The 7,935-nt window shown below is 63.1% G+C and carries 8 protein-coding genes and 1 pseudogene; 3 read left to right on the forward strand and 6 right to left on the reverse strand.

Features of this window, described 5'->3' with window-relative positions:
• Window positions 1-1,071 carry an efflux RND transporter periplasmic adaptor subunit gene (locus QM467_RS16955; RefSeq protein ID WP_283367521.1) on the reverse strand — a complete coding sequence of 357 codons (1,071 nt, stop codon included), beginning with the start codon at window positions 1,069-1,071 and terminating at the stop codon, window positions 1-3.
• A 544-nt stretch (window positions 1,072-1,615) separates the two neighbouring features.
• Window positions 1,616-2,122, reverse strand: coding sequence for a DUF3280 domain-containing protein (locus QM467_RS16965; protein ID WP_283367522.1), 507 nt, complete (start codon window positions 2,120-2,122; stop codon window positions 1,616-1,618).
• 326 nt (window positions 2,123-2,448) lie between these two features.
• Here QM467_RS16965 and QM467_RS16970 point away from each other — a divergent pair, with 326 nt between their 5' ends.
• Window positions 2,449-2,739 carry a hypothetical protein gene (locus tag QM467_RS16970; protein WP_283367523.1) on the forward strand — a complete coding sequence of 97 codons (291 nt, stop codon included), beginning with the start codon at window positions 2,449-2,451 and terminating at the stop codon, window positions 2,737-2,739.
• A gap of 94 nt (window positions 2,740-2,833) precedes the next feature.
• Here QM467_RS16970 and QM467_RS16975 read toward each other — a convergent pair whose 3' ends face one another.
• Window positions 2,834-3,136 (reverse strand): putative quinol monooxygenase, encoded by a 303-nt coding sequence (locus QM467_RS16975; protein WP_283367524.1) that lies wholly within the window; start codon window positions 3,134-3,136, stop codon window positions 2,834-2,836.
• Between the two features lie 489 nt (window positions 3,137-3,625).
• On the opposite strand from QM467_RS16975, the gene QM467_RS16980 reads away from it, so the two are divergent.
• Window positions 3,626-3,844: a hypothetical protein gene (locus QM467_RS16980; RefSeq protein WP_283367525.1), complete on the forward strand. Its 219-nt coding sequence runs from the start codon at window positions 3,626-3,628 to the stop codon at window positions 3,842-3,844.
• Between the two features lie 49 nt (window positions 3,845-3,893).
• On the opposite strand, the gene QM467_RS16985 is transcribed toward QM467_RS16980, so the two are convergent.
• The 3 genes from QM467_RS16985 to QM467_RS19945 form a co-directional block, all read right to left on the reverse strand.
• Window positions 3,894-4,481: a hypothetical protein gene (locus QM467_RS16985; RefSeq protein ID WP_283367526.1), complete on the reverse strand. Its 588-nt coding sequence runs from the start codon at window positions 4,479-4,481 to the stop codon at window positions 3,894-3,896.
• 139 nt (window positions 4,482-4,620) lie between these two features.
• The gene (locus tag QM467_RS16990; RefSeq protein ID WP_283367527.1) at window positions 4,621-5,238 is read right to left on the reverse strand and encodes an alpha/beta hydrolase family protein; all 618 of its coding nucleotides are present in this window, start codon (window positions 5,236-5,238) and stop codon (window positions 4,621-4,623) included.
• A complete protein-coding gene (locus tag QM467_RS19945; protein WP_446737794.1) occupies window positions 5,226-5,510 on the reverse strand; it encodes a hypothetical protein in 285 nt (94 codons plus the stop codon). Before QM467_RS19945 ends, QM467_RS16990 begins: the two co-directional genes overlap by 13 nt.
• Window positions 5,511-6,186: 676 nt before the next feature.
• On the opposite strand from QM467_RS19945, the pseudogene lpdA reads away from it, so the two are divergent.
• Window positions 6,187-7,828: pseudogene (gene lpdA / locus QM467_RS17000) on the forward strand (dihydrolipoyl dehydrogenase).
• The last annotated feature ends 107 nt before the right edge of the window (window positions 7,829-7,935 follow it).

Consider the following 7,935-nt stretch of genomic DNA (forward strand, 5'->3'; position numbering starts at 1 on the left):
TTATTCCCCCGTCATCATTTTTTCGAGCTGGGCCTGGCCGCTGACGGCGAGCTTCTGGCCGGTCCGCAAGTCGCCTTCCACTGTCGCGACGGAGGCCGTGCGACCGCTGATAACGATCGGCGTCGCCTTGAAGCCTGTTTCTGTCCGCACGAAAACGTAGGCGGTTCCGCCGATCCAGGAAATGGCCTCGGCTGAAATCTCGAATTGCTCGCGCGCCGACTGCTTGACGATCGTGATCGACGTCGTCTGCCCGGTGATATGTTCCGGACTCGCCGGAATTTCCGCCATGAGCGTGGTCGATCGCGTTACGGGATCAAGGGAGATTCCGACGGAGACCACCTTGCCGGCGTCGCCGTTCGGGAGTTCGATCCTGTCGCCGACGGCGACCGCGCCGACCAGGTTCGCCGCCAGCTGCGCCTGCAGCCAAAGCTCACGGCTTGTGTCGATGATCACAGCTGTGTCCATCGCCTGCAAGGGCGTTCCCGGCGTCGCCTTCATTTCGACGACGCGGCCAGACTTCGGCGCTGTAAGGGTGTAGCTGCCATCGGCGTTGAGCTTGATGTTGCCCATGGTCATAAGACGCTGGTTCTCCCGAACCAGAGCCCGGATCTTTTCGACCTGCGCTTCAGCCTCGCCGACCTTGCTTACCGACACGAGATTTTTCTGGAACAAGTCGCGCTGGCGGCGCGCGATGACTTCGGCCGCCTGCAGATCCGCTTCGGCCTGTTTCAAACGCACGAATGCTTCCGACAGGTCGCGACTCGCCAGCGTGACCAGCGGTTCGCCCTCGCGGACTGCCTGTCCGGGCAACACTTTCACCGAGGTCACGGTCCCGGAGAAGGGAGCCGTGATCGCAATACGCGTATTGAGCGGCGGGATGATGGTCGCAGGCAGCGTGGCGACGATGCTCCTGGTCGCGACCTGAACCTCAGCCAGCTTGATGTCGAGTTGCGTGATCTGCTCCGGCGCCAGGACGAGATCGTTTGCAGCGGAAGCGGCTTGCGAGAAGCCGCCAAGCACAGCCGCCGCGGCAAAAAACGCCGTTAATCGCCGGAAACGGGAAATTTGCATGTCAATAGGAGGCATATTCGATCACCGGTCGAGCTTGCACGCGGGAGCGGCCAGCCTTTCGGCCCTTTCCATCGAAGGCGAACCGCCTCGGACGCGCTCTCCCCCCGCGCCCGTGAAGGGCGATCTTCTGGCTGCTTCAGCGCGAAAGAATGGAGAGAGGATCGCCAAGTTGTTCATGTCGGGAGCCTGGGGCAGGAGATTTCGTTCGTTTGATACATGGCGTGGCCGCGTCTTCTCGGTCAATCGCATTCCGGTAACGGCAGTCGCACGCACCGCAGGGTTTAGTTCCCGGGCGCGACAATTTTGATTTGCCAACTCTCGCACAGCGAAGCTGACAATTCGCTGACATGGCGTTTCATCGCCGATCCGGGCCGCCTGCGTCGGCCCACAGGCGACCTGCAACTTCCCGGTCAACGCCTGGCAGGGATCGTTGAACTTCAAGGCCTACAAGGAATTCTGGGCGCAGAACCGTCCCGACGGCTGCAATGTCTGGCTGACGCTTTCCGTCTCGCCGCCTGCGCCGCCGAGATGATCGCGCGGGACGTCAGCCCCGCCCGCCGAGCACATGCTCCTCGAGCAGATATTTCGCGCCGCGATCCCACGACTGATCGGTATTGCCGCGAATATCGACGCTGCCTCCCTTGAGCGTCTTGCCGGTCGCGACGTCTACGATCCGAATGTTGAGGTTCAGGATCAGATTGCTGATCTTTTGGGCCCAGGCGACGATCGCGACCTGCGCGCCCGCTTTTTGGGCCAGTTCGATCTCGCAGCCATTGCAGTCGTGAATGTCCTTGACCTGGCCGAGCTGCGATTTCAGCGGCGCAATGTCCACGATGCGATAGCGGCCCGACCTTTCCAGCGCCGTTTTCAGCGCTTCCGTCAAGTGCTGGATGCGGGCCGTCTCTTCCGGGGAAGTCGGCTGCGGCGAGGCGTTGACGAAGACCGCATCGAACAGGGCGGCGCTCTGCGCCTCCTCCGCTGCGGCGGCGCGAGCTGCGCCGAGGGAAAGGGCGGCCAGCAAGGCGGGGATCAAAATTGCTTTCGCGCGCATGAAAACTCCGGCATTTGGCTGGGCCAGGCTGCGCCCCGCCTGCGGGCAGACTATCATGGCGCTTGCGCCAATCGAAAGCCATATGGATTGCGCGGCGAACCTCCGCAGGCGAAGCATGCTAACGTCGGCTCTAATGCGGTTTTGGAAACCTCGTCGATGCGCAATCACAGCCTCCTGCCTTTGTCTCTTGTCCTGGCGATGCTTCCGGCTTTTTCGGCCCAGGCGGCGCAGCCCGGTTTGGTCCAGGCGGGGCTTCCAACCTGGATTACGGCTACCAGCTGCTTCTCGGCCTGAACGTCCGCGATCGCCCCGCGGCGCTCGAATCCGTGGCCGAATGCGGCAATGGGCAGGTGCGCGACCGGCTCGACCGCGCTGCGATTTGCGCCGGCATCGGTGGCAAGGTGCGACTGGCGATCGAGAACAGCAATATTGTTCAGCTCAGCCTGCCATTGGATACCGATCTCTGGGCGCCCGCGCCGAACCGGAAAAGCGACGTCATGCAAAACCCCATCGCCGAGGACGACGAGCATTTCCGGCTCACCCGCGCGTCGCTCTCCCAATGCGACGACCAGGCGTTGGACGCCGAGGAAAAGGCGCTGCTCGACCGGGACCGGTAACCCGCCATGCCGTCGGGCCGCCTCCTCCCGCAAGGGGCGAAGGGGCGCGACGGATGCGTGATTTTCCGATGTTCGGGGTTGGTATGCGCCGCCCTCAATGGGGCAGCTTGTCGGCCAGGATCTCGATGCGCTGGATCTCCGGCGTTTTGACGAAAAGCTGGGGCGCCTTGGCCATCAACTGCTCGGCGACCTTGCCGTGCAGATGGGCTTCGCGTCCGCGCTCATTGGTGAAGGCGTCGAAAATGCCGAAGGTCCGTGGCCCCATTTTCATCGCAAACCATGCGGTGGTGTCGGGCTCGGCCTCGACCATCCTCTGGGCGCCGGACAAGAAAGCCGCGACTTCGTGCTCCTTGCCGGGCTTGGCTTCAAGTTGGACATAAAGCGCCAGCTGGGTCATGTGCCTCTCCTGTTTCGCGTTTTCCCCCCGGTTACCCCCAAGCGGGCGGATGTTGCTCGGCGAAATGCCGCGGAGCAACTCAAATTGGCGTGTCTCTCGAAAAGTTGTTCAAGTTCAACGGGCGGCGACGCGGCGGCGCTTGAGCGGGCGTCGCCCGCGTCCCTTGAAGGCGGCCCCTTCGCGGGGGCGTTGCCGGCTTTCTCACCGAAAAATTTTGGAAGCGGGGGAAACGTGCTATCTTTTCCGACCCGTTTCGCTGGTTCGAGGCGGTCGAAGGACGCCAGGGCGCGCAACAGCGATCGCCTTGCAGCCGCTCAAATTGGCGTCGGGAAAATCCGATGGCTCCCCGACGCCGTAGAGTGGCCGCTTGAGACTGCGTTCCGGCGCCCGCGCCGAGCGTTATAGCAATTGTCGTGGAATATCCGATGCGCCGTCTGCCGGCAGGGTTTTGCAGGCGCCGTTTCTTCCCGTTTTGCGCGAGGCGCCGCCATGCTTTCTGTTGTCATACTCATCTGTTCGCTCTCGATGTCGCCCGGCGAATGTCATGATTACAACGCCCTTCAGATCCTGAGTGGCGGCGAGGCGCGCTCATGGGCGGCTTGCGGATTTCAGGCGCAGGAAGCGCTCGCCCGTTCAGCGATTCAGCCGACACCGGAGCGCGAATATGCCAAGATCGAATGCGCTCCCAAGAAGCGGAGCCATATTTAAACGGCGTGGGATGGAATGGCTACTTGATCGATTCCGCGAAACCGTAAATTCACAGCCCTTCAATCAGTGCCGGGCGCCGCATTTTTCCGGCGATATAGGAGACGACCATGTCTTCGGTGTCGATCCGGACATCTGGCGACAGGTCGAGCGCGCGTGCGACGGCATTGGCCGCCTGCGTGTTGGCGACGAGTTGGCGGACCATACGCAGGCGCGCCGGCGGCCTGGCGCCGCGCTCCGGTTCCGGAGAGGCGATGATTCTTGCGGTCCAGAGCACATAGGCGCCAGGGAAATCACGCCATAAGCCCAGGTCCGGGGCGATGGCCTCCCAATGGTCGACGTCGTCGCGAAGGATGAACTGGTGAAAATCGGCGAGCCATGCGGTTGCAGCCAGAAGATCCTCTGCGTTCCGGGTCGTCGAGACGACGTCGAGCGCTTCGGCGCGAGCAGGATCGCCGGTCAGGATGTCGCCGGGCTCTGCAACGGCCTTGGCGGGCTTGAATTTCTTGCGGAAGGATTTGAGGAAATAGGAGGTGTCGACCTTGAGGAAATCTATCAGCTCCTGCGCCACATAGGATTTCTTCGACGTCTCGGTCAGATGCCGCGGGTACCTGAAGGAGGCCAGCGTGATCTTCTCCATGACGCGCAATTCCTTTTCTGCTCCGATTGTCGTTCGCAAAAGAGGGATTAGCAAGTCCGGCGCCGTCTTTGCCGCGACCAGTCGGTTCTTTGACGTAACGCCGTTCGCGCAAAAGGTTCGATTGGCGCGCTTCACCGCGTCAATTTGGGCGGACAAAGGCCGCAATGGCCTTGCCAATGTCGTGATCGACATCGGCCTGATCGATCCCACGCGCCTTGAGTGCGGCTTTTGACAGCAGCAGCGAATGGTCGCCGCCCTCCACGACATAGAGGCTGTTGGGCGCCGTCATCCGGCGTCGCACGCCTTCGAGCAGGTCGAGCGGACAGAGCCGGTCCCGCGAGCCTTGCACGAACAGGATCGGCGTCGAGAGCGACAGCAGGACCTCGTCACGAAGCTTGGCCGGGTCGCCGCCGCCGCACAGCGGATAGCCGAGGCAGATGACGGCCGCGATGCGCTCCACAAGCGCGACATGGCAGCCGACACGGCCGCCCATGCTCTTCCCGACGAGAATGATCGGGCCATCGTGCTTCTGGCGCAGAAAGGCGAGCGCCGCGCGGTGCGTTTCGATCAGTTTCGGTAGCCGGTCAGGACTTTTCCTGCCTTCCAGAGCGTAGGAATAATCGAACGGATGGACGGAGCCGATCGGCTCCAGCAGGCGCGCGAAGGCCTGCATGCGCGGGTGCGTGGACGGCGCGCCGGCCCCGGGCGCCAGCAGGAATGCGATGTCTCGGTCGGCCATCGGCGTCAGTTCATCCATTTCGCATGGTTCGGATCAGATGGCCGAAGGCGTGCGAGGAGGCAGCCCCCGAGTTCGGCGCCAAGCAGCGGAAGCGATCGGCGCAGACCGGCTTCGGCGCCCGACGTGGCGAGCAAGGTACTGGTGGGGCCGGGCGTCGCGAGCAGGGACAGCGCGGCGGCGACGAAAGTGAATTTTCCAAGCGACGAACATCCTTTCGCGCGGGCGAGGCCGCCTTGATCTGGCTCGCGTTCCAGCGGGGCCGTCGCCGTTTCGCCCAGGCTTCCGCTCACGTCCGGATTTTCGGCCTCGCCGCCGCGCCCTTTTCCGATCTTTCGGGATTCGCCCGACGAGGGGGCGTGGCCACGGTTACAAAAAGCGCCGATAGTTCAAGCGGATAAAAGGCCCGCGCCGGACGCGGGGCTGCCCTGCGCTGGTGGCATGTATCGTGCTGTCCTCTTTGCCAACGAGAATAAATCCGGCTCCGGGGAGACGAATATCATGACCGATCTGCGAAAGCGCCACTGAATTTCCGGGCAAGACCGCCCGCGCGCATTCCCGTCGATTTTTCAATCTGAAGGCTCCGGCGCTTCCGCCGGCGCGAGAATTTTGCGCCCGCTTGCACAGGCTCGGCGGCGACAGGGAGGACTCATGGCTGAGACGATTTTGGAAGACCTCGATCCGGTCGAGACGCAGGAATGGGTCGATGCGCTTTCGGCGCTTGAGGTTCATGGCGGTCCCGAGCGTGCGAATTTCGTCGTCAATGCGGTGGTGGATGCGGCGCGACGCGACCGCCTTTTCGTGCCCAGCGCGCTGACTACCCCCTATTGCAACACCATTCCGCCCCATCGGCAGCCGCCGCTTCCGGGCGACCGCGCGATCGAGCACAAGCTGCGCTCGATCATCCGCTGGAACGCGCTCGCCATCGTGTTGCGCGCCAACAAGCACAGCTCGGAACTCGGCGGCCATATCGCGAGCTTCCAATCGGCGGCGACGCGTTACGACATCGGCTCAGGCCATTTCCGGCATGCAGGCGTCGTGAAGGCTCTGAAGGTCGCGGTCGGCGACAAGGTCAGCGAGGGCACGGCGATCCTCGTTGTCGAAACGGCGGAGGTGGCGGCGACAAGCGCGCCAGCGCCCGCTTCGCCCGCCGCCGTGGCGCCGCCTGCACCGACACCCTCAAGTCATGGCGGCAAGGCCGATATCGAATGCGAGACGCTCGTGCTCGGCGCCGGGCCGGGCGGCTATTCCGCCGCGTTCCGCAGCGCCGATCTCGGGATGAAGACCGTGCTGGTCGAACGCTATGACACGCTCGGCGGCGTGTGCCTCAATGTCGGCTGCATTCCGAGCAAGGCGCTGCTGCACACCACGTCGGTCATGGATGAAGTGCGGCATTTGCCCGATCACGGCATATCCTATGGCGCGCCGCTAATCGATCTCGACAAGCTGCGGGCCTTCAAGGACGGCGTCATCAAGAAACTGACCGGCGGCTTGGCCGGCATGGCCAAGGCGCGGAAAATCGAGGTCGTGACGGGCGTCGGCGCCTTCCTCGACCCGCACCACATCGAGGTCGCGACGGCGGGCGGCAGGAAGGTCGTCAAATTCGCCAAGGCGATCATCGCCGCCGGCAGCCAGTCGGTGAAGCTGCCTTTCCTGCCGGACGATCCGCGCATCGTCGAATCCACTGGAGCGCTGCTGCTGAAATCCATCCCCAAGCGGATGCTGGTGATCGGCGGGGGCATCATCGGGCTTGAAATGGCCACGGTCTATTCGACGCTCGGCGCGCGCATCGATGTGGTCGAAATGCTCGACGGGCTGATGCAGGGCGCTGATCGCGACCTCGTCAAGATCTGGGAAAAGATGAACGCGCATCGCTTCGACAATGTGATGCTCAAGACCAAAACTGTCGGCGCCAAGGCAATCGATGCGGGCATCGAGGTCAGCTTTGAGGGCGAAAAGGCGCCCGCGCAGCCGCAGCTCTATGATCTCGTCCTTATGGCGGTCGGCCGCAGTCCCAATGGCAAGAACATCGTCGCCCACAAGGCCGGCGTCGCCGTGACCGATCGCGGCTTCCTCGAGGTCGACAGGCAGATGCGGACCAATGTTCCTCATATCTTCGCTATCGGCGATATCGTCGGCCAGCCGATGCTGGCGCATAAGGCGGTTCATGAAGCCCATGTCGCCGCCGAGGCCGCGCATGGCGAACCGTCCTTCTTCGACGCGCGCCAGATTCCGTCCGTCGCCTATACCGATCCGGAGGTCGCCTGGGCCGGCAAGACGGAAGAGCAATGCAAGGCCGAAGGCGTCAAATTCGGCAAATCGGTCTTCCCGTGGGCGGCTTCCGGCCGCGCTATCGCAAATGGCCGCGACGGAAGGCTTCACCAAGCTTCTGTTCGACGAGGCCACGCATCGCGTCATCGGCGGCGGCATCGTCGGCACGCATGCGGGCGACCTGATCAGCGAAATTTGTCTGGCGATCGAGATGGGATGCGAGGCGTCGGACATTGGCAAGACCATCCATCCCCACCCGACCCTCGGCGAATCCGTCGGCATGGCCGCAGAAGTTTTCGAGGGTCACTGCACCGATCTTCCGCCGCAGAAGCGGAAATAAGGCAGAGCAAATTCCATCCGTAACAGCAGGCGGGGAGAGAGCAAAAGCTCGCCCTGTGGGAGGCAGACCATGTCGAGTCAAATCGCAACGCCCATCAACATGAGCGG

Source organism: Rhodoblastus sp. 17X3, assembly GCF_030056575.1.
Lineage (GTDB): Bacteria > Pseudomonadota > Alphaproteobacteria > Rhizobiales > Beijerinckiaceae > Rhodoblastus.

Bases quoted from the DNA above. Each gene is read 5' to 3' on its own strand.
- QM467_RS16955 (WP_283367521.1), bottom strand. From the start codon at position 1,071: ATGCAAATTTCCCGTTTCCGGCGATTAACGGCGTTTTTTGCCGCGGCG.
- QM467_RS16990 (WP_283367527.1), bottom strand. From the start codon at position 5,238: ATGGATGAACTGACGCCGATGGCCGACCGAGACATCGCATTCCTGCTG.
- QM467_RS16980 (WP_283367525.1), top strand. From the start codon at position 3,626: ATGCTTTCTGTTGTCATACTCATCTGTTCGCTCTCGATGTCGCCCGGC.
- QM467_RS16975 (WP_283367524.1), bottom strand. From the start codon at position 3,136: ATGACCCAGCTGGCGCTTTATGTCCAACTTGAAGCCAAGCCCGGCAAG.
- QM467_RS16965 (WP_283367522.1), bottom strand. From the start codon at position 2,122: ATGCGCGCGAAAGCAATTTTGATCCCCGCCTTGCTGGCCGCCCTTTCC.
- QM467_RS16985 (WP_283367526.1), bottom strand. From the start codon at position 4,481: ATGGAGAAGATCACGCTGGCCTCCTTCAGGTACCCGCGGCATCTGACC.